We start from the raw sequence: 18,935 nt of genomic DNA on the forward strand, positions 1-18,935 counted from the left end.
TGCACGTTGCCATGCATCTCATCGTGCCATCGGGCGTGTCGTCCTGCTGGTCGTCGCCGTGTCGTCGCGCGTGCAGTGCGGGTGCATTCGCACCGCACTTCGCGCTGTCTCCGGCGCAGCCGTCCAACGTGCAGGCGTCTTGCCTCGAACGCGCCCGGCCTGCGGCCGTATCCGCGTTCGCCGGCGCGCTGGCTGCTGGTGCAGCAGCGCCACCGGGCCGCGATTGCCGGGAGCGGATGCGGGAGGCAAATGCGGAAGGCAAGACAAAAGGGAGCGGCACCTGTCGGCCCGCAAAGCCAGTCTGCACGTGGGGTTGGCGCAGCACGGAGCGGCTTCGCCGCCGTGCCGCGTGGAGCGCGAGGCTCGCGCCAATGCTGGCATGTGCGTGTGCTTCGCACGACAGGACACGCCAGAGCTTGCAGGGAGCGCAGCCATGACCGACCGCCGCGACGACGATTTCCGCATCCGCCCCAGCGCCCCGAAGAACCGGGGCCAGGGCTTCGTTTCCAAGGTGCTCAAGCAGGCAGGCAAGGCCAGCAGCGGCAAGTCGTCGGTGCGTCGTCCTGGCGCTGCCAGCGGCTCCGGGAGGGGCACCGGCCAGCGGCCCGGCTCGCGCCTGGGGCGCGGCCACACGGCGGCGCGCTTCGTCGGAGCGAAGCTCACGCCCGTGTCGCGGCGCGTGACTATCAAGACGCTGCTGGTCAATCAGCAGCGGGCCAGCCCGCAGTCGCTCGCCAAGCACCTGCGCTACATTGAGCGCGACGGTGTGGGCCGCGATGGCGAGCCGGGTCAAGCCTACGGGCCGCAGACCGATGCCGCCGACCTCGACGCCTTCAAGGAACGCTGCGTCGACGACCGGCATCACTTTCGGTTCATCCTCTCGCCCGAGGATGGCGCCGAGCTGGAAGACCTGCGCACCTACACGCGGCACCTGATGGGCCGAATGGAGGCCGACCTGGGCACACGGCTGGAGTGGGTGGCCGTCGATCACTGGAACACCGACAACGCGCATACCCACCTGATCGTGCGCGGGCGCGACGACACCGGCAAAGACCTCATCATCGCCGGCAACTACATCGCCGATGGCTTCCGCCATCGCGCCGCCGAACTGGCGACCGAATGGCTCGGGCCGCGCACCGAGCTGGAGATCCAGCAGACCTTGCGGCGCGAGGTGGAGCAAGAACGGTGGACGAGCCTGGATCGCACGCTCAAGCGCGAGCTGGGCGACGATGGCCTGGTGCATGTCGAATGCCTCAACGAGCCGAGATTGCAACGCCAGCGCCTGCTGCTGATCGGCCGCCTGCAACGCTTGCAGCGCCTGGGCTTGGCCGATGAGATACAGCCGGGCACCTGGGCTGTCCATGCCGACGCCGAAAAGACCCTACGCGCCCTGGGCGAGCGCGGCGACATCATCCGCACCATGCAGCGGGCCATGCGCGGCGAGCCGCGCGAGCTGGCGGTGTTCGAGCCGGGCGACGATGGCCAAACCATCCTCGGCCGCGTGGCCGCGAAGGGGCTTGCCGACGAGCTGCGCGACCGGGGCTATCTGGTCATCGACGGCGTGGACGGCAAGGCCCACTACGTCGCGCTCAACGCCCGCGACGAGCTGGCGAACTACCCGATTGGCGCCGTGGTGGAGGTAAAGGGGGCAGCCGATGTGCGCGCGGCCGACAAGAACATCGCCGCGCTGGCGAGCGATGGCCTGTACCGCACCGATCATCACCTTGCGATTGAGCAAGGCCGGGCCAAGCCCGGCCGCGATCCGCAGGAAGTCGTCGCGGCCCACGTCCGCCGGCTGGAAGCCTTGCGCCGCGCCGGCATCGTGGAGCGCGTGGCCGAGGGACTATGGAAGATGCCGGACGACCTAGCCGAACAGGGCCGCCGCCACGACGCGCAGCGCCTTGGCGGCGTGGCTGTGGAACTGAAATCGCATCTGCCCATCGAGCGGCAGGCTCGCGTGATCGGGGCCACCTGGCTCGACCAGCAATTGATCGGTGGTGGCTCGGGCTTGGGCGACCTGGGCTTTGGTGGCGAGGCCAAGCAGGCGATGCAGCAGCGCGCCGACTTCCTGGCCGAACAGGGAATGGCCGAGCGGCGCGGGCAGCGCGTGATCGTCGCCCGGAACCTGCTGGGCACACTGCGCAATCGGGAGCTAGCGCAGGCCGCGAAGGACATTGCCGCCGACACCGGCCTGGAGCATCACCCGGTGGCCGACGGGCAGCGTGTGGCCGGCATCTACCGGCGCTCCGTCATGCTGGCCAGCGGTCGCTACGCGATGCTCGATGACGGCATGGGATTCAGCCTAGTGCCGTGGAAACCAGTGATCGAGCAACGGCTAGGTCAGCAACTTGCTGCCACTGTACGCGGCGGTGGCGTGTCATGGGAGATCGGACGACAGAAAGGCATGTCCATCACCTGACGAGCACCTGCTTCCGACGAGCCGAAACTGCGCCCATCCACGATCTGCATTCTCCCGCAATGGCGGGAGGCCAACCTAAGCGATGCGAGGCAGCGTTAGATCAAATTTAGTCGCTGTATCGTTGGACGTTGCCTGCACATGTCCACCATGAGCTTCGGCAATTGATTTGACGATCGCCAGTCCGAGGCCGGCCCCCGCGGACTTGCGCTGGCGGGCAGGGTCGGCGCGGTAGAAGCGATCGAAGAGCTTGGGCAGATCGGCGTCCGATATCCGCTCACCCGGGTTCTCGACGCGAATGACCGTTCCCTGGTCGTCCTGTTTGAGCGTGACGATGATCCGAGCCTCGCGCGGCGTGTAGCGAATGGCATTGGAAAGAAGGTTGCCGATGGCCCGCGACAACATCTCGCGATCCGCCAGGACCGGCTCGACCGCGCCCTTGAGGCTGAGCGTGATGTGTCGATCGTCGGCGAGGGCCTCGTAGTAGTCGAACAAGCCCCGGACCAGCGCACTCAGGTCGACCTGGCTCATGCGGATGTTGCGTGGATCGTTCTCGGTCTGCGCGAGAAACAGCATGTCCGCGATCATGCGACTCATGCGATCGAACTCCTCCAGATGGGAGTACAGGATCTCCCGGTACTCTTCGGCGCTACGGGGCTGCCCCAACACCACATGGGTCTGTGTCACGAGGTTGGTCACCGGGGTGCGCAGCTCATGCGCAATGTCGGCAGAGAAGTGCGACAAGCGGGCAAAGCCTTCCTCGATGCGCGCCAGCATGTCGTTGAAGGCGAACACCAACTCTGACAGCTCGATCGGCACGTCGCGTGGGTCGAGTCGCACGTCCAGTTTGGACGAACGGATGGCACGGATTTTCTCGTTGACCTTGCGGATCGGCAGATGCCCCCAGTGGACCGCCAGCCAAGCGGCCAGCAGCGCAATGCACAGGACCATGAAGGTCACCCAACGCAGCATGCGCTGGAACTCCCCGAGGAATTCCAGGTGGAAGCCGATGTCCATGGCAGCGAGGATGCGGTAGCGTGGCGCATCCGAAGTAGGGCCTGCTGCAAATTCGAACGCAACGCCCCGGTAGGACCGCTGACGATCCTGCCACACCGCCAACTCCTCGGCGTCGATCTGCGCCAGAGGCTTGGGGGCCAGGTTCATCTTGGACAGGTCAGGACCCGCCGTGGCGTAGATGGTGTTGCCTGTCTGGTCGTAGACGGCGTAGCTCATCCCGTGGTGCCCCGCCACCGCATTGGCAAGTTGCTGCCCCAGCGCGTCGCGGTCCATGTCGTCGCCCTGACGCAAGGGCTCGGCCAGGGCCGAGATGACCGCGTCCAGTTCATGCGCGTCCTGTTGCGCAAAGTGATGCTCCAACGATCGGACGATGGCCCACTGGAAACAGAGGAACACCAAGGTGATGGCCGCGCCGATCAATGCCGTCACGCGCAGGGCGAGCGAAGCGGGACTGCGCCGCCGGGTCGGCCTGACCTGCTTGGCGTGGCCAATGGCCGACGTCTCAGGTTTAGAGGCCGTCATCGGTGTCGAGCGTGTAGCCCATGCCGCGCACGGTGTGGATCAGCTTGGGGTTGAACGCATCGTCGATCTTCGCGCGCAGCCGGCGGATCGCCACGTCGATCACATTGGTGTCACTGTCATAGTTCATGTCCCACACCTGGGACGCAATCAGCGAGCGCGGCAGCACTTCTCCCTGGCGACGTGCCAGCAGCTCCAATAAGGCGAACTCCTTGACGGTCAGCGCGATACGCTTGCCGGCCCGTGTGGCGCGTCGGCGTGCCAGATCGAGCTCCAGGTCGACAATCTGAATGCGGTCGGGTTGGCTCGGCGCAGTGCCGCGTCGCAGCAGCGTGCGCACGCGCGCCAGTAACTCCGAAAACGCGAACGGCTTAACCAGGTAGTCATCGGCGCCAAGTTCCAAGCCCTTGACCCGATCGTCCACGCTGCCGCGCGCTGTCAGGAACAGCACCGGGACCTGTTTGCCCGCCGCCCGCAGCGAGCGCACGATGCGCCAGCCATCGACGTCCGGCAGCATGACATCCAGAACGATCAAATCGTAGGACTCGCTCATGGCCAGGTGATGGCCCTCCAGGCCGGTGCGGGCCAAGTCCACGATGAAGCCTGCCTCCTGCAGGCCTTGGCGCACATAGTCCGCCGTCTTGGCTTCGTCCTCGACGACCAGCATCTTCATGGCTTTCCTTACAGAATCGTTGCGGTGAGAGGGGCCGCGTGGGACTTTTGCGCCCACTACCGGGCAATGTACCGCTCTGCCCCTTCCCGAAGGATGACACAACCATTACATGAAAGTAATGGACGGGTCATGGGTTGGAAAACGCCCCCTCCTTAGGATGTCCTCCATGCGTCGAACCTTGTGCGTTGGACCCTGAGACCAGCGGGCTGGCCGGGTCCGGGCAAGGACGACTGTCGTTGACCCCCTGGAGGATCCCACCCTATGCCGCGCTCGCCTTTTCTAATCATGCCCCCGGGCTTGTCCCGGCGGCGGTTCGTACAGGGCTTGGCCGCCGGTGGCGTCATGGCTGGCCTGTCGACACCCGCGCTCAAGGCGTTTGCGCAGCAGGGCCCTGGAACGGTCGGGGGGCCTCGCGTTCTGAGCGGCAACGAGTTCGATTTGGTGGTGGCTGAGTCGCCCGTCAATTTCACAGGCAAGCCCGGTATCGCAACCACGATCAACGGCACTATTCCCGCGCCAACGCTGCGCTGGCGCGAAGGAGAAACGGTCACCATCCGCGTGACCAACAAGCTGCGCGAGTCCACCTCCATCCACTGGCACGGCATCATCCTGCCCTACCAGATGGACGGCGTGCCCGGCATCAGCTTCGACGGCATTGCGCCGGGCGAGACCTTCACCTACCAATTCAAAGTCGAGCAAAGCGGTTCGTATTGGTACCACTCGCACTCCGGCATGCAAGAGCTCACCGGCATGTATGGGGCGATCATCATCGATCCGGCCGGGCCCCAGACCATCCACGCCGACCGCGAGCATGTGCTCGTGTTCTCGGACTGGACCGACGAAGACCCGATGCGGATCTTCGCCAAGCTCAAGTCCCAGAGCGATTACCTGAACTTCAACCAGCCCACCGTCATCGACTTCTTCCGCGACGTTTCGCGCGATGGCATGGCTGCTGCGCTCGGCAAGCGCAAGATGTGGAACGAAATGCGGATGAACCCGACCGATCTCGCCGATCTGTCCTCCGCGACCCTGACCTACCTCGCCAACGGCACGACCCCGGCGGGCAACTGGACGGGCCTGTTCCGTCCGGGCGAACGCGTGCGCCTGCGCATGGTCAACGGCGCGGGTAACACCTTCTACGACGTACGCATCCCTGGGCTCAAGCTCACCGTCGTGCACGTCGATGGCGTGGATGTGGAGCCCGTGACGGTCGACGAATTCCGCTTCGGCCCGGGCGAGACCATCGACGTCATCGTTCAGCCACGCGACGACGCCTACACGATCTTCGCGCAGGCCATGGAGCGCACCGGGTATGCGCGTGCCACCTTGGCAGTGCGCGAGGGCCTGCAGGCGCCGGTGCCTGCCTTGGATCCGGTGGAATGGCTCGGCATGGGCGACATGATGGGCGGCATGGACCACGGCGCTTCGGGCCAGGATGCCGGCATGACGGGAATGACCGGCATGACGGGAATGGCTGGCATGGCCGGCATGGCCGGCATGGCCGCGACCCCGATGACTGGCATGAACCACGGCGCGATGGGCGGGATGAACCATGGCGCCATGAACCACGGCGGCATGGCCATGGACCACAGCCAGCATGCCGCGGGCGCGCTGGCTGTGCCAAGCACCACGGCGCGCCACGCGCGCACCGAATACGGCGCGAGCACGGACATGCGGGTCGACATGGCGCGCACCAACCTGGATGACCCCGGCATCGGCCTGCGCAACAACGGGAGGCGTGTCCTGACCCTCGCGGATCTGCACACGCCATCGGGTCCGCTGGACAAACGGGGCCCCGGCCGTGAGGTCGAGTTGCACCTGACGGGCAACATGGAGCGCTATTCCTGGTCTCTGGACGGACTGGAGTTCGGCAAGTCCACGCCGGTCCATTTTCGCTACGGCGAGCGCCTGCGGGTCATCTTGCACAACGACACGATGATGACCCATCCCATGCACCTGCACGGTTTGTGGAGCGAGCTGGAGAGCCCGGATGGCCGCTTCCTCGCCCGCCGGCACACCCTGCCGGTGCAGCCCGCGCAACGCATCAGTTTCCTTGTGACGGCCGACGCGCTCGGACGCTGGGCCTGGCATTGCCATCTGATGTTCCACATGGATGCCGGCATGTTCCGCGAAGTCGTGGTGTCCTGAGCCCAGCACAAGGAAGATCCAGAATGTCCCAAGCACTCCCCCTTCGCGCACTGTCCATCGCGCTCATGGCCCTTGTCGGCGTGGCCACACAAGCCCGGGCGCAGAACGACCACAGCGCCCATGGTCAAGCCGCTCCCCGCGCCACACCCGCGCCAGCAGTCGCACCTGCCGCAACCGCGAATCCTGCCGCCGCTGACCCGCATGCCGGACACGGGGCTCCCGCCAGCGGCGCGCCGTCTTCGCCCTCTGCGCCGGCCACGCCTGCCGCTGCCGCGGCGACCGATCCTCATGCCGGGCATGGTGCGCCCGCCAGTGGCGCCTCCTCCGCGACCGCCGCACCGGCCATGGACCACGGCAACATGCGCATGCAAGGCGGCTCGGCCCCGCCCGATGCGCGCGATCCGCACGCCTACTCCAATGGCCTCAAGCTGGGATCGGGTGACTACGCCGTGCCGGGCGTGCCACGGCTCATGCTGGCCGACGAGCACGCCTTCTTCTCGCTACGGGCCGAAACCCTGGAGCGTCGCTTCACGCGCAATGGCGGCAATGACACGGCCTACGGCCTGCAAGCCTGGTATGGGAACGCCTTCAATCGGGCGGTGCTCAAGGCCGAGGGCGACGTGGCGGGCGGCAAGTTCGAAGAGGCGCGCACCGAACTGCTGTGGGGCCATGCGGTCTCCACCTTCTGGGACACGCAACTGGGCGTCCGCCTGGACACCGGCGAGGGACCAAGCCGCCAGTGGCTGGCCTTCGGCATCCAGGGACTCGCGCCGTACTGGTTCGAGTTGGACGCGACCGCCTACGTGGGCAGCGGCGGCAGGACCGCGCTGCGCCTGGAGGGCAGCTACGAGATGCTGCTGACCCAGCGCTTGGTGCTCGAGCCGCGCGCCGAGCTGCAGTTCTACGGCAAGGACGATCCAGAGCGGCGCATCGGCAAGGGCCTCGCCGAAGCGTCCGCGGGCCTGCGACTGCGCTACGAGTTCAGCCGCCAGTTCGCGCCCTACATCGGCGTGGAGCGCGCGGGCAGCTTCGGCCAGACCGCCGACTACGTGCGCGCCTCGGGCGGCCGCCCCCTGCAAACACGCTGGGTGGCCGGTGTGCGCTTCTGGTTTTAGTTGGTAACACGTCGACGTGAGGAGTGGGCAAAGCATGAACACGACAACACAGCACACGCAGCGTCCGGTCGAAGCGAAGCGCCGAGCCGCCATCGCGGGCGTCCTTGCCTTGCTGCTGGCGGGCCCCGTCCTGGCCCAGGAGCGGCTGACGGCCAAGGTCTGGAAGGACCCGAGCTGCGGCTGCTGCAAGGACTGGATCACGCACATGGAGCAGGCTGGGTTCGAGGTGCAGGTTTTCGATAGCGGCAACAACGCCGCGCGAGCGCGCCTGGGCATCGCGCAGAAGTTCGGCTCCTGTCACACGGCGCAGATCGGGCGATACGCCATCGAGGGCCATGTCCCGGCCGCAGACATCCGTCGTCTACTGCGGGAAGCACCGCGGGCCATCGGCCTGGCCGCACCAGGCATGCCGGTCGGCTCGCCCGGCATGGACGGTCCCGTGTACGGTGACCGCAAGGACGCCTACGACGTGTTGCTGTTGACGGCGGACGGCAAGAGCACGGTCTTCCAGTCGCATCGCTGAACACGGATCCGGGAGAGCTTTTTATGCACCATGCGCACACGCAGACACCCAGCGGCCGCCCCCAATTCTGGCGGTCGCGCTACGGCCTGGCTTTCCTGATCTTGGTGCCAATCGCGGCCGTCGCTGCGTACTTCCTGCTGAAGGGGCACTTGACGCATATCGCAGGCTATCTGCCATTCCTGCTGCTTGCGGCATGTCCGCTGATGCACCTCTTCATGCACCGAGGCCACGGTCACCGCGCCGACGACAACAACACCGAGCCGTCGCGGGAAGGCAAGGAAGCGTCGAACGCGGTCCCGGCTTCCGGCGGCGAGCAGCGATGAACGAAGCGAAGCTGCACGCCCGCGCGTCTTTTCTATGAGGTGTGAGTGCGGCGCTCCACGGTATTTGAGGATGTCGGACGAACCCTTCGCGCTTATCGCGCCGCTTGAACTTAGGCGAGGCCAGCACACAACATGAACTCTTCCCTCCCATCGTCAGGTCATGGACATCCCCCTCACGACGCGCCTAAGGACGCGTCGGGCTCCCGCCCACATGCGCACCACGAGGACCACGAGCACAGTGCCGACCTGCCCAAGAACGACGGCGCAAGTTCATCGGATGCCTCGAAGCCCGAGGCCGGAGAACGGGATCCCGTCTGCGGCATGGCGGTCGCGTCGCAGTCACCGCACCGTTCCAGCCGCGAAGAGCGCACCTACTTCTTCTGCAGCGCCGGCTGCAAGAACAAGTTCGACACGCAGCCGCTGCGCTACGTGCACACGGCAAAGGATCCGATGGCGCAGGCCGCGCCAACGCCCGCCGCAGCGCCGGGCTCGGTCTACACCTGCCCGATGCATCCGGAGATTCGCCAGGACCACCCTGGTACCTGCCCGAGGTGCGGCATGGCGCTGGAGCCGCTGTTGCCCGACCTGGACGATGACAACCCCGAGCTTCGCGACTTCTCTCGCCGGTTCTGGTGGACGCTGCCGTTGACGCTCGTGGTGCTGGCGCTCGCCATGGCGGGCGAGCGGTTGCATCTGATGGACATGGCCACGCAGAGTTGGGTCGAGCTGGTGCTGTCGCTGCCGATCGTGCTGTGGGCGGGTTGGCCCTTCTTCTCGCGCGGCTGGCAGTCGGTGGTGCACCGCAGCCCGAACATGTGGACCCTCATCGGCCTGGGTACGGGAGCCGCCTTCCTCTACAGCGTGGTAGCGACCGTGGCACCACAGGTGTTTCCGGCTTCGTTCTTCTCCATGGGCCGCGTCGGGGTGTACTTCGAGGCCGCGGCCGTCATCATCTCGCTGACCCTGCTGGGCCAGGTGCTGGAACTCAAGGCCCGCTCGCAGACCTCTGCGGCAATCAAGTCGCTGCTGGGACTGGCGCCCAAGACCGCGCGCCGCATCGGCGCTGATGGGCGCGAGGAGGATGTGCCGCTCAGCCATGTGCACGTGGGCGATTTGCTGCGCATCCGCCCCGGCGAGAAGGTGCCCGTCGACGGCGTGGTGCACGAGGGCAGTAGCGCGGTCGACGAGTCCATGCTGACCGGCGAGCCGCTGCCGGTGAGCAAGCGCGCGGGCGACAAGGTGATCGGCGCCACACTCAACACCAGTGGTGCACTGGTCATGCGGTCGGAGCGCATCGGTTCTGACACCGTGCTCTCGCAGATCGTGCAGATGGTTGCCCAAGCTCAGCGCTCCAAGGCGCCCATGCAACGCATGGCCGACCTCGTCGCGGGCTACTTCGTGATGGTCGTGGTCGCCATCGCGTTGACGACGCTCTTCGTCTGGGGGTTCTACGGGCCGCAACCGGCCTGGGTGTATGGGCTGATCAATGCCGTTGCGGTCCTCATCATCGCTTGCCCGTGCGCGCTGGGCTTGGCCACACCGATGTCCATCATGGTGGCCACCGGCCGCGGCGCCACGCAGGGCGTGTTGTTCCGAGATGCCGCGGCGATCGAGAACCTGCGCAAGGTCGATACGCTGGTCATCGACAAGACGGGCACCCTGACGCAAGGTCGTCCCGCCTTCGACCGAGCCGTCGCCGTTGCTGGCTTCACCGACCAGGAGGTGCTTCGCCTGGCGGCCAGCCTGGACCAGGGCAGCGAGCACCCCTTGGCCGACGCCATCGTGCAGGCTGCCCGGGCCCAGGGGTTGCAACTCGCCAAGCCGCAAGGCTTCGAATCGGGGACCGGCATCGGCGTGCGAGGCAAGGTCGAGCAGCGCCAGTTGGCGCTGGGCAACACGGTGCTGATGCAGCAGGCGGGTGTTTCGGTTGATCCACTGGTGCCGCAGGCGGAGGCGCTGCGCAGCGAGGGCGCGAGCGTCATGTACCTGGCGGTCGACGGTCAGCTTGCCGGCCTGCTGGCCGTGTCCGATCCGGTCAAGGACAGCACCCCTGAGGCTTTGGCCGCGCTCAAGGCGGCCGGCCTGCGCGTCATCATGGCCACCGGTGATGGACATACCACCGCCAAGGCGGTGGGTGCCCGCCTGGGCATCGACGAGGTCCATGGCGAGGTCAAGCCGGCCGACAAGCTGCAGTTGATCGAGCGTCTGCAGAAGGAAGGCCGTGTCGTCGCCATGGCGGGTGACGGCATCAACGATGCACCGGCTCTGGCCAAGGCGGACGTGGGCATCGCCATGGGCACGGGCACCGACGTGGCGATGAACAGCGCGCAGGTGACCCTGGTCAAGGGTGACCTTCGGGGCATCGCCGTGGCGCGCACGCTTTCGGTCGACACGGTGCGCAACATGAAGCAAAACCTCGTGTTCGCTTTTCTCTACAACGCGCTCGGCATCCCGGTTGCTGCCGGCGTGCTCTATCCCTTCACGGGCTGGCTGCTGTCCCCCTTGATCGCGGCTCTGGCCATGAGCCTCAGTTCGGCGTCGGTGGTCGGCAACGCCTTGCGCCTGCGTGGTGCCGGGCCCCGAGGGCAATGACCGGTCAAGAACTGAACCAGGAGGTCGCTATCGCGCCACACAACCATCTGATCGGACTGCGCTCCATCGAGCCGCGTGCAGTCCGTGTTCGCTCAATCCCCCAACCTTTCAACACCAAGATAGGAACTTCCATGACCCGCTCTGCACTGATTGCCAAACTCATCACGCCGATCGCCGCCAGCCTGTTCGCGACCGCCGCTTTCGCGCATCCCGCGCTGGTGTCTTCCACGCCCGCCGACAAGTCCGAAGTCGATGCCCCGGCGACCATCGAGCTGAAATTCACCGAGACGCTCGTGCCGCAGTTTTCGGCGGCTAACCTTGTGATGACAGGCATGCCGGGCATGCCCAACCACGGCAACATGAAGATCAACGCCAGCGTGGCTGCTGCCGGCGACGGAAAGACCATGGTGATCACACCTGCGCAGCCGCTGCGCGCCGGCGACTACCGCGTTGAATGGCGTGCCGTTTCCTCAGACACGCATCCGATCACGGGCAATGTGAGCTTCAAGGTCAAGTAAGCCGATGGCCGGGGATTGGTTGACCATCGCATTGCGCCTGGCGCTGTACCTGGACTTGGCGGCGGCTTTTGGCGTCGCCTTGTTCGCTCTGTACGCGCTGGGCCGCGACGAGCGATCCTCGGCGGTTGCACATCGCTTCAGGACCTTGGTCGGTGCTGCCGCGGCTCTCGGAATCGTGCTCTCGGTTTGGGCGCTGACCGTCCTGGCCAAGGCGATGTCGGGTGCCCAGAGCTATGCGGAGCTGACGACGCACGTCTTCGAAATGCTCATCACGGGGACGCACATGGGGATCTCATGGTGCGTGCGCATCATGGCGCTGCTGCTGTGCGTGCTGTTGGCCGTGCTAAGGCTCAATCCGACGCTGCGCTTCGTGGGCTTGGCAGCCTCGAGCGGTACGGCCCTGGCAACGCTCGCCTGGGTGGGGCACGGGGCCATGGATGACGGGCTGCGCGGATACTTTCACCTCGGCAATGACATCGCGCATCTGTGGACTGCCGGAGCCTGGGTCGGCGCCATCGTAGCGTTCCTGCTGCTGGCGACGTTGAGGAGCGACCGAGCACTCGATGCACCACAAAGCATGCTGCGACTGCTGAGTCGCACGTCCAACGGCTTTGCCCGCATCGGCACGCTGATCGTGATCGTGCTTACGGCGAGCGGAATCCTCAACTACCTACTGATCGTTGGGCCCTCGATCGGGCCACTGTTCTCGACGCTCTACGGGCGGTTGCTGTTGCTGAAGTTGGCGCTGGTCGGGGGTATGCTCGCGCTGGCAGCGGCGAATCGATACAGGTTGAGTCCCGGCCTCCAGGCCTCGCTTGAATCAGGCAATACAGGCACGGCTGTCGCCAAGCTGAGGCGAAGTTTGTCTGCGGAAGCAACTCTTGCGGTGCTTGTCATGGCAAGCGTCGCCTGGCTTGGCATTCTGTCTCCGACGCAGGTGTGATCTCTTGATTTCGATTCCATGACGAAGCATGAGCGCGATGTAATGGCGACGTCAGCGCTTTGACGAGACCAGGCTTCTAAATTAGCGGTGCGGCGGAATTCTCTCGTCGTCAATTTTAAGAAGCTAATCATGAAGTCACGCATTCTTGTTGTTGCCCTGCTGAGTGTTCTCGCTGCGCCCGCGTTTGCCGGTGATGCGGCTGCTCATGCCGCCAAAGAAATGATCCCACTGAACAATGGAGGGACGCTGTACTTCTTCAAAGATGGACGCATGGCGCAAGAGGATTGCTTTGGGCGTGCTGTGCACCAGAAGATTGGTTCGTCTGTAGTCACGAAGGATGGGCTGATGGTCACCATCACCAGCAATGAAGTTGCTCCCCTCAGCTCGCTGCTTGAACAGGATCACGGCGGGTAATTCACGCGATCTGCTGATGCCTCCCAATGGCGTCAGAAAGAAGTCCCAGCGCCTGTCCGATTCGGATAGGCGCATGGCCTTCAGTGACTACCCCGGACAGAAGATTCAATGTGTAGGTTCAAATAACACTTATTAGGAGATTAGTTTGTGGAGCTTCGTCATCTACGATGTTTCCTCGCTGTAGCAGAGGAGCTTCACTTTGCCCGCGCTGCCGAGCGGTTGCACATCGACCAATCTCCGTTATCTCGCACCATCAAGGAGTTGGAGGAAGAACTCGGCGCACGCCTGTTTGTCCGCACCACTCGCAGCACACAACTGACCCGCGCTGGACGGCTGTTTCTGGAGCACGTTCAGCGAGTCTTTACAGTGCTGGAGCAGGCCCGCGATAGTGTTAAGTCCGCCGCCAACGGCTTTTGCGGCCAGTTGCGTATTGCCTTGTCCGATGGCGTCACGCCTTCGCGCCTGCCGGCATTGCTGGCGCGCAGCCGCGAAGAAGACCCCGAGGTGGAAATCCGATTGTTCGAGGTGCCCCTGGATCAGCAGATCAAGGGGCTTCATAGCGACCTGTATGACGCGGGCTTCTCGATGGCAGAGGATGCAGGTGATGGCATCATCGTCACTCCTGCATGGGAAGACGAATTGATGGTTGCGGTACCAGCCCGCCATCCGGTGCTTGCCTTCAAACAGATCCCGCTGAAGGAGGTGCTGCGCCATCCGCTGGCGCTGGGCGACCCAGCAGTGTGCGAAGGCCACGCACGCCAGGTCGATCGGTTCCTACGCACATGCGGACAAGAGCCGCTGATCGCGCAGCGCGTGGCGACCTTCGACGTGATGATGACTTTAGTCTCCGCTGGCTTAGCATTGGGCTTGGCGGGCGAGGCGCATATTGCTTCCAGCCGCGAGCCGGGAGTCGTGGCCCGGCGCTTGGCGGGCAAGCCGACTATGCTCATGACCTATCTGCTGCGCCGCGATACGGAGCCGTCAGAAATGCTGGCTCGATTTATCGAACGAGTAGATTTTATTGATGCGGCTGATGAACTCGGCATCCCCGAAGACCTTCCACGCGACCGATAGTAGGAATAAGGCTATGAACAAAGTGATATTGCTGATATTGGTCACTGCACTGCCTGCATGCGGTCCTTCTCAACCTTCGGAAACCGTGGATGCGCTCGTAGCCAATCCCGAACGCATCAAAGAGATTCAACGTCAATGCAAGGAAGACCGCGCGAAGGTTGGCGACGAACTATGTCTGCGTGCTGCCGAAGCCGCCAAACGGCGATTTTTCGGTGATCGGCCCGAGCAGAAATCCAAGTAGGTTATCTCTCGGTCGCATCGCTGCGACGAAGTTCTCGCTGTTACCTCACTACGCCGCAATGCGCTCGCGCTTGCGGCGTTTTTATTGCTTTCGCCTCTAAAGGAAATCTGACTTTTTGGGCCTAAATTGCCGCCACATCGGCCTTTGACCGACCTGCGCGAACGCCTTGATCCTCAGTGCTGCGGCACCTCTGTGTGCCGTGATCGGAGGCGAGGTTATGCAAGGGACGAACGTGCTGTTTGGTCAGATCGCCGTGGTATTCGGCATCGTGATCGCTGGGGTGTGGAGCGCCACACAATGGACAGCAGCAACCCTTGGCTATCAACTACGCCTTGGCTCGCCCTGGTTCGATCTTCTTGGCACGCCGATCTACCACCCGTGGAAACTGTTCGAGTGGTGGTTCTTCTTCGATGCCTACGCGCCCCGCGTGTTCGATACCGGCGGCGCCATCGCGGGCGGCAGCGGCCTGCTGGCGGTGGTGGTCGCCATCGGTATGTCGATCTGGCGCTCGCGCCAATCGCGGCTGGTTACGACCTACGGCTCGGCACGCTGGGCGAACGCGGAGGACATTCGTAGAGCCGGCCTCACACAGCCGGCCGGGGTGTTCCTCGGCCAGCACGATCGCCAGTACCTGCGCCACGAAGGCCCGGAACACGTCCTGACCTTTGCGCCCACGCGCTCGGGCAAAGGCGTCGGTCTGGTGGTGCCGACGCTGCTTTCCTGGCCGGCCTCGGCCGTCATCCACGACATCAAGGGCGAGAACTGGCAGATCACCGCCGGCTGGCGCTCGCGCTTCTCGCATTGCCTGCTGTTCAACCCGACCGATGCGAAGTCAGCGGCCTATAACCCGCTGCTGGAGGTACGGCGCGGCGCGCATGAGGTGCGCGACGTGCAGAACATCGCTGACATCCTCGTTGACCCCGAAGGGGCGCTAGAGAAGCGAAACCATTGGGAAAAAACCTCGCACGCGCTGCTGGTCGGGGCCATCCTGCATGTGCTCTACGCAGGCGAAGACAAGACTCTGCGCGGCGTCGCCAACTTCCTCTCCGACCCGGCCAGTCCGTTCGAGCTGACCTTGCATCGGATGATGACTACGCCGCACCTCGTGAACGAGGAAGGTGGTGGCCCACATCCCGTGGTGGCATCCGCTGCGCGCGAAGTCCTCAACAAGAGCGATAACGAACGCTCGGGCGTGCTGTCCACGGCCATGTCGTTCCTCGGCCTGTACCGCGATCCCACGGTGGCCGAAGTCACCTCGCGTTGCGACTGGCGCATCGCTGACCTGATCGCTGCCGAGCATCCGGTATCGCTGTACCTCGTGGTGCCGCCTTCGGACATTTCGCGGACGAAGCCGCTCATTCGCCTGATCCTCAACCAGATCGGCCGGCGCCTCACCGAGTCGCTCGACGGCTCCGACGGCATTCAGCGCCGCCACAAGCTGCTGCTGATGCTCGATGAGTTCCCGGCGCTGGGGCGGCTCGACTTCTTCGAGACGGCGCTGGCCTTCATGGCGGGCTACGGCATCCGCAGCTTCCTCATCGCGCAGTCGCTCAACCAGATCGACAAAGCCTATGGCCAGAACCATTCGATTCTGGACAACTGCCATGTGCGCGTGACCTTCGCCACGAACGACGAGCGCACGGCCAAGCGCATTTCCGAAACGCTCGGCACCGCTACCGAGCTGCGCGCGCAGCGCAACTACGCGGGCCATCGGCTCGCGCCGTGGCTGGGCCACCTGATGGTGTCGCGGCAGGAGACGGCCCGCCCGCTGCTGACGCCGGGCGAGGTGATGCAGCTTCCGCCTGACGAGGCCGTGGTGATGGTGTCCAGCGTGGCACCGATCAAGGCGAAGAAGCTGCGCTACTACGCGGACGCCAATTTCAAGCGCCGCGTGCTGCTGCCGCCCGCGCTGGCGGAAGGACAGTACGCCGACGCGCCGCCATTGCGGCCCGACGACTGGAGCGGGTTGGCGATTCCCGCCGTGCCCGCTGCGCTGGCCACGGCATCCGCCGATGGCCTGGGTTCCACGGATGACGGCGGCCTGCGCCGCCAGCCCGAGCTTTCCGAAACCGTCGCCTACGACCCCGAGCTGGCCGCGTCCACAGCCGACCTCGCGCTGCTCGATGACGACGACGACCTGCCGCTTCCCCTTCCGCGCCAGCTTGATCCGGCCATGCAGCGCAGCGCCCGGCTGGCTTCCCTCGACCCCAACGACGGAATCGAGCTATGAGCCATTACCGCCTGAACCTCTTTATCCAGCCCGAGCACGCCAAGCGGCTCGACGAACTGGCTGCCAAGAAAGGCGTGTCCAAGTCGTCCATCGTCGCGGCGGCACTCGCATCGTGGCTGTCGCCCGATACCGCCGACCAGCGCGAGGCGGCCCTTGCCAAGCGGCTTGATCGCCTGTCGCGCCAAGCCGATCGCATGGAGCGCGACCAGAACATCGCCATCGAAGCGCTGGCGCTGTTCATCCGCTACTACCTGACCGTGAGCACGCCGGTTGCAGAGGCGCACCAAGACGCGGCACGCGCGCAGGGCAAAGCGCGCTTCGAGCAGTTCACCGAGCAGCTTGGCCGCCACCTGCTGCGGGGCCGCAGCCTAGTGCGCGACGTGGTGGAGGAACTGCATCCCGACCCAATGCGGATGGAAGACGCGGCGGCAGCCACGCAAGCGCAGGAGCGTGCGTCATGAGCGCCGTTCCGCAGCCCATGAGCACCACGTCGCTCGACCGGCGCATCCAAATGCTGCGCACGGCGATGGGGCCGCTGATCGTCGCCGCGCTCGAAGACCCGGACGTGGTGGAGGTGATGCTGAACCCTGATCGCACCCTTTGGGTGGATCGGCTTTCCAGTGGGCGCGCGCCGATGGGCGTGGAGTTGCCGGAGACGGACGGCGAGCGAATCATTCGCTTGGTCGCGGCCCACGTCGGCGCAGAAGTCCATCGCGGGCAACCGCTGCTGTCCGCCGAGTTGCCCGAAACCGGCGAACGCTTCGAGGGCATCTTGCCGCCCGCTGCGCCGGGGCCGGCCTTCGCGCTGCGCAAGCGCGCCATCGGCGTCATTCCTCTGTCGCGCTACATCGAGGACGGAATGGTGACCGCCGAGCAGGCGGGCTTTCTCGTTCGCGCCGTGCGCGAGCGCCAGAACGTCCTGATCGCGGGAGCCACGAGCAGCGGCAAGACCACGCTCGCCAATGCGCTGCTGGCCGAGATTGCCGCTACCGGCGACCGAGTGCTGGTGCTCGAAGACACCATCGAGTTGCAATGCGCGGCCCGCGACCATGTGCCGCTGCGCACGCGCGCCAGCGTCGTGTCCATGACCGAGCTGGTGCGCTCGTCCATGCGCCTGCGGCCTGATCGCGTCGTCGTCGGCGAGGTGCGCGGCGCCGAGGCGCTGGATCTCATCAAGGTGTGGGGCACGGGTCATCCCGGCGGCATCGCCACGATCCACGCCGGCTCCGCGCTGGGCGCGCTGCTGCGCCTGGAGCAACTGATTCTCGAAGTGGCGGTGAATCCGCCCCGTGCGCTGATCGCCGAGGCGGTCAACGTGGTGATCCACATCGCCGGGCGCGGGCGCAAGCGCCGCATCGAGAGCATCGCCCGCGTCGTCGGCTTCGACGGCGTTGGCTACCAATTGGCGGATTGGGGTGCGGACGCGCTGGACACGCCGTTTCCCGAGTTGTCGCCAAACCCCGATGCCGCACCCGCTGCGGCGACCTCCCGATCCCCTGACTCACTTGGAGAACTGCCATGACGCAGATGATCGTTCCTGCTTTCCGTCTTTCCGTAAATCCGCTTTCGCACCTGTCGGGCCTCGCGCGGCTGCGCAGCCTTGCCCGCCCTGCGGGGCACGGGCTGCTGCTGGCCGCGCTGCTGCTGTTCCTGGCAGGCACCGCGCAGGCCGCCGGTTCCTCGATGCCGTGGGAAGGCCCGCTGCAATCCATACTCGAATCCATCCAGGGGCCGGTGGCGCGCATCGTCGCGGTCATCATCATCATCGCCACGGGCCTCGCGCTCGCTTTCGGCGACACGTCGGGCGGATTCCGCAAGCTGATCCAGATCGTCTTCGGCCTGTCCATCGCCTTCGCGGCTTCCAGCTTCTTCCTGTCGTTCTTTTCGTTCTCGGGCGGGGCTGTCGTATGAGCATGCCCGATACCTTCGCGGCCGGGTTCGAGGTGCCGTTGCACCGCTCGCTGACCGAGCCGATCTTGCTGGGCGGTGCGCCGCGAACGGTCGCCATTGCGAACGGCACGCTGGCCGCCGCTGTCGGGCTGGGCCTGCAACTGTGGATTCCTGGCGTGGTGCTCTGGATCGTCGGCCATTCGCTGGCGGTGTGGGGCGCGCGCGTCGATCCGCAGTTCATGGCCGTGTTCGCGCGGCACATCAAGCACCGCCCGCTGCTGGACGTGTGAGGGGGATGC

At 65.4% G+C, this 18,935-nt stretch carries 18 protein-coding genes; 16 read left to right on the top strand and 2 right to left on the bottom strand.

Annotation, left to right across the window (positions count from 1 at the left end):
• Positions 1–433 precede the first annotated feature (433 nt).
• A complete protein-coding gene (locus tag KDK82_RS27270; RefSeq protein ID WP_009517021.1) occupies positions 434–2,419 on the top strand; it encodes a relaxase/mobilization nuclease and DUF3363 domain-containing protein in 1,986 nt (661 codons plus the stop codon).
• A 75-nt stretch (positions 2,420–2,494) separates the two neighbouring features.
• On the opposite strand, the gene KDK82_RS27275 is transcribed toward KDK82_RS27270, so the two are convergent.
• Together KDK82_RS27275 and KDK82_RS27280 are read right to left on the bottom strand one after the other, a co-directional pair.
• Complete coding sequence (locus KDK82_RS27275; protein ID WP_074931800.1) at positions 2,495–3,955, bottom strand: heavy metal sensor histidine kinase; 1,461 nt, start codon at positions 3,953–3,955, stop codon at positions 2,495–2,497.
• Entirely contained in the window at positions 3,942–4,625 is a 684-nt protein-coding gene (locus tag KDK82_RS27280; RefSeq protein ID WP_009517023.1) for a heavy metal response regulator transcription factor, read from the bottom strand. The genes KDK82_RS27275 and KDK82_RS27280 overlap by 14 nt, the downstream gene beginning before the upstream one ends.
• Before the next feature lie 261 nt (positions 4,626–4,886).
• On the opposite strand from KDK82_RS27280, the gene KDK82_RS27285 reads away from it, so the two are divergent.
• The 15 genes from KDK82_RS27285 (at position 4,887) to KDK82_RS27355 (ending at position 18,926) form a co-directional block, all read left to right on the top strand.
• Positions 4,887–6,773 (top strand): copper resistance system multicopper oxidase, encoded by a 1,887-nt coding sequence (locus KDK82_RS27285; protein WP_009517024.1) that lies wholly within the window; start codon positions 4,887–4,889, stop codon positions 6,771–6,773.
• A 23-nt stretch (positions 6,774–6,796) separates the two neighbouring features.
• The gene (locus KDK82_RS27290) at positions 6,797–7,888 is read left to right on the top strand and encodes a copper resistance protein B (RefSeq protein WP_174484801.1); all 1,092 of its coding nucleotides are present in this window, start codon (positions 6,797–6,799) and stop codon (positions 7,886–7,888) included.
• Positions 7,889–7,922: 34 nt separating this feature from the next.
• Complete coding sequence (locus KDK82_RS27295) at positions 7,923–8,411, top strand: DUF411 domain-containing protein (RefSeq protein ID WP_009517026.1); 489 nt, start codon at positions 7,923–7,925, stop codon at positions 8,409–8,411.
• Between the two features lie 23 nt (positions 8,412–8,434).
• On the top strand, positions 8,435–8,734 hold the full coding sequence (locus KDK82_RS27300) for a DUF2933 domain-containing protein (protein ID WP_009517028.1): 300 nt from the start codon (positions 8,435–8,437) through the stop codon (positions 8,732–8,734).
• 132 nt (positions 8,735–8,866) lie between these two features.
• Positions 8,867–11,326: a heavy metal translocating P-type ATPase gene (locus KDK82_RS27305; RefSeq protein ID WP_074931806.1), complete on the top strand. Its 2,460-nt coding sequence runs from the start codon at positions 8,867–8,869 to the stop codon at positions 11,324–11,326.
• Positions 11,327–11,457: 131 nt separating this feature from the next.
• Positions 11,458–11,844, top strand: coding sequence for a copper homeostasis periplasmic binding protein CopC (gene copC, locus KDK82_RS27310; protein ID WP_009517030.1), 387 nt, complete (start codon positions 11,458–11,460; stop codon positions 11,842–11,844).
• 4 nt (positions 11,845–11,848) lie between these two features.
• Positions 11,849–12,787, top strand: a complete 939-nt coding sequence (gene copD / locus KDK82_RS27315; RefSeq protein WP_009517031.1) for a copper homeostasis membrane protein CopD — start codon at positions 11,849–11,851, stop codon at positions 12,785–12,787.
• A 129-nt stretch (positions 12,788–12,916) separates the two neighbouring features.
• Entirely contained in the window at positions 12,917–13,201 is a 285-nt protein-coding gene (locus tag KDK82_RS27320; protein WP_039878134.1) for a CopK family periplasmic copper-binding protein, read from the top strand.
• Positions 13,202–13,348: 147 nt separating this feature from the next.
• Positions 13,349–14,275 carry a LysR family transcriptional regulator gene (locus tag KDK82_RS27325; RefSeq protein ID WP_009517033.1) on the top strand — a complete coding sequence of 309 codons (927 nt, stop codon included), beginning with the start codon at positions 13,349–13,351 and terminating at the stop codon, positions 14,273–14,275.
• A gap of 13 nt (positions 14,276–14,288) precedes the next feature.
• On the top strand, positions 14,289–14,516 hold the full coding sequence (locus KDK82_RS27330) for an EexN family lipoprotein (protein ID WP_016451559.1): 228 nt from the start codon (positions 14,289–14,291) through the stop codon (positions 14,514–14,516).
• A gap of 217 nt (positions 14,517–14,733) precedes the next feature.
• Complete coding sequence (locus KDK82_RS27335) at positions 14,734–16,746, top strand: conjugal transfer protein TraG (protein WP_009517035.1); 2,013 nt, start codon at positions 14,734–14,736, stop codon at positions 16,744–16,746.
• Positions 16,743–17,207, top strand: coding sequence for a ribbon-helix-helix protein, CopG family (locus tag KDK82_RS27340; protein WP_009517036.1), 465 nt, complete (start codon positions 16,743–16,745; stop codon positions 17,205–17,207). The genes KDK82_RS27335 and KDK82_RS27340 overlap by 4 nt, the downstream gene beginning before the upstream one ends.
• Positions 17,204–18,268: a P-type conjugative transfer ATPase TrbB gene (trbB, locus tag KDK82_RS27345; protein ID WP_009517037.1), complete on the top strand. Its 1,065-nt coding sequence runs from the start codon at positions 17,204–17,206 to the stop codon at positions 18,266–18,268. The genes KDK82_RS27340 and trbB overlap by 4 nt, the downstream gene beginning before the upstream one ends.
• A complete protein-coding gene (locus tag KDK82_RS27350; RefSeq protein WP_009517038.1) occupies positions 18,265–18,657 on the top strand; it encodes a TrbC/VirB2 family protein in 393 nt (130 codons plus the stop codon). The genes trbB and KDK82_RS27350 overlap by 4 nt, the downstream gene beginning before the upstream one ends.
• Complete coding sequence (locus KDK82_RS27355; protein WP_009517039.1) at positions 18,654–18,926, top strand: VirB3 family type IV secretion system protein; 273 nt, start codon at positions 18,654–18,656, stop codon at positions 18,924–18,926. Before KDK82_RS27350 ends, KDK82_RS27355 begins: the two co-directional genes overlap by 4 nt.
• Positions 18,927–18,935: the final 9 nt, after the last annotated feature.

The organism is Delftia sp. K82 (genome assembly GCF_002193035.1).
In the GTDB taxonomy this organism is placed as follows: Bacteria; Pseudomonadota; Gammaproteobacteria; order Burkholderiales; family Burkholderiaceae_C; genus Comamonas; species Comamonas acidovorans.

Excerpts from the sequence above, each read along its gene's own strand:
- KDK82_RS27320 (WP_039878134.1), top strand. The coding sequence starts at position 12,917 with ATGAAGTCACGCATTCTTGTTGTTGCCCTGCTGAGTGTTCTCGCTGCG.
- KDK82_RS27335 (WP_009517035.1), top strand. The coding sequence starts at position 14,734 with ATGCAAGGGACGAACGTGCTGTTTGGTCAGATCGCCGTGGTATTCGGC.
- KDK82_RS27295 (WP_009517026.1), top strand. The coding sequence starts at position 7,923 with ATGAACACGACAACACAGCACACGCAGCGTCCGGTCGAAGCGAAGCGC.
- copD (WP_009517031.1), top strand. The coding sequence starts at position 11,849 with ATGGCCGGGGATTGGTTGACCATCGCATTGCGCCTGGCGCTGTACCTG.
- KDK82_RS27305 (WP_074931806.1), top strand. The coding sequence starts at position 8,867 with ATGAACTCTTCCCTCCCATCGTCAGGTCATGGACATCCCCCTCACGAC.
- copC (WP_009517030.1), top strand. The coding sequence starts at position 11,458 with ATGACCCGCTCTGCACTGATTGCCAAACTCATCACGCCGATCGCCGCC.
- KDK82_RS27300 (WP_009517028.1), top strand. The coding sequence starts at position 8,435 with ATGCACCATGCGCACACGCAGACACCCAGCGGCCGCCCCCAATTCTGG.
- KDK82_RS27340 (WP_009517036.1), top strand. The coding sequence starts at position 16,743 with ATGAGCCATTACCGCCTGAACCTCTTTATCCAGCCCGAGCACGCCAAG.
- KDK82_RS27355 (WP_009517039.1), top strand. The coding sequence starts at position 18,654 with ATGAGCATGCCCGATACCTTCGCGGCCGGGTTCGAGGTGCCGTTGCAC.
- KDK82_RS27350 (WP_009517038.1), top strand. The coding sequence starts at position 18,265 with ATGACGCAGATGATCGTTCCTGCTTTCCGTCTTTCCGTAAATCCGCTT.
- trbB (WP_009517037.1), top strand. The coding sequence starts at position 17,204 with ATGAGCGCCGTTCCGCAGCCCATGAGCACCACGTCGCTCGACCGGCGC.
- KDK82_RS27280 (WP_009517023.1), bottom strand. The coding sequence starts at position 4,625 with ATGAAGATGCTGGTCGTCGAGGACGAAGCCAAGACGGCGGACTATGTG.
- KDK82_RS27330 (WP_016451559.1), top strand. The coding sequence starts at position 14,289 with ATGAACAAAGTGATATTGCTGATATTGGTCACTGCACTGCCTGCATGC.
- KDK82_RS27270 (WP_009517021.1), top strand. The coding sequence starts at position 434 with ATGACCGACCGCCGCGACGACGATTTCCGCATCCGCCCCAGCGCCCCG.
- KDK82_RS27290 (WP_174484801.1), top strand. The coding sequence starts at position 6,797 with ATGTCCCAAGCACTCCCCCTTCGCGCACTGTCCATCGCGCTCATGGCC.
- KDK82_RS27285 (WP_009517024.1), top strand. The coding sequence starts at position 4,887 with ATGCCGCGCTCGCCTTTTCTAATCATGCCCCCGGGCTTGTCCCGGCGG.
- KDK82_RS27275 (WP_074931800.1), bottom strand. The coding sequence starts at position 3,955 with ATGACGGCCTCTAAACCTGAGACGTCGGCCATTGGCCACGCCAAGCAG.